Below are 910 nucleotides of genomic sequence, written 5' to 3' on the forward strand. Positions count from 1 at the left end.
TCGAGCGCAGCCTGGAGATGGTGATCGGATTGCTGGGGATACTGAAGGCCGGTGGCGCCTATGTGCCATTGGATCCGAACTATCCGGCCGAACGGCTGCAGCACATGCTGGAGGATGCGGCGCCGCGCGTGGTGCTGACGCAGGAGGGGTTGCGCGCCATGCTGCCGGCCACCTCAGCGGAGGTGATTGCGCTGGATGGCGATTGGTTGCGGATCGAGCGATTGGGTTCGGAGAATCTGCCGGCGCAGGCAGGCGGCGGCGAGCAACTGGCGTATGTGATCTACACCTCTGGCTCGACTGGCAAGCCGAAGGGCGTGATGATCGAGCATCGAAATCTCACTAATTTGATATGTTGGACCTGCGCGGCTCTCGATATAAAGGAACACCACCGCTGCTCCGCTGTCGCGGCCGTGGGCTTCGACGCTGCAACGTGGGAGATATGGATGCCATTGCGCGTGGGCGCTAGCCTCGTGCTGGCGCCGCCGACGGTGAGTGATCCAGAGAAATTGCTCGCATGGTGGGCCGCTGAGCCGTTGGAAATCAGCTTCTTGCCCACACCCTTGGCCGAATTTGCGTTCAGCCGCGGTTTGCACAACCCTCGATTGCGCACGTTATTGACAGGCGGCGACCAGTTGCGCTCTCGGCCGAGCGATGCATCGTTCAAATTGTTCAACAACTACGGCCCTACAGAGACAACAGTCGTTGCAACGTCCGGACTGATCGTCAGCGCTAACCCAACAGTCCATATCGGCACACCCATTGACAACACGCGCGTGTACATCCTGGACCGTCATCTGCAGCCGGTTCCGATTGGAGTGTCTGGGGAGCTGTACATTGGCGGAGCCGGCGTAGCGCGCGGGTATCTGAACCGGGCGTCGCTGACGGCGGAGCGATTCGTGCGCGATCCGTT

Annotated in this window: 1 protein-coding gene; it reads left to right on the forward strand. The window is 61.1% G+C overall.

The window, feature by feature from the left end; genetic code table 11:
- A partial coding sequence (locus tag JM946_RS29880; protein ID WP_203171119.1) for an AMP-binding protein occupies positions 1 to 910 on the forward strand: 910 nt, incomplete at both ends.

Source organism: Steroidobacter gossypii (assembly GCF_016801985.1).
GTDB classification, from domain to species: Bacteria; Pseudomonadota; Gammaproteobacteria; order Steroidobacterales; family Steroidobacteraceae; genus Steroidobacter; species Steroidobacter gossypii.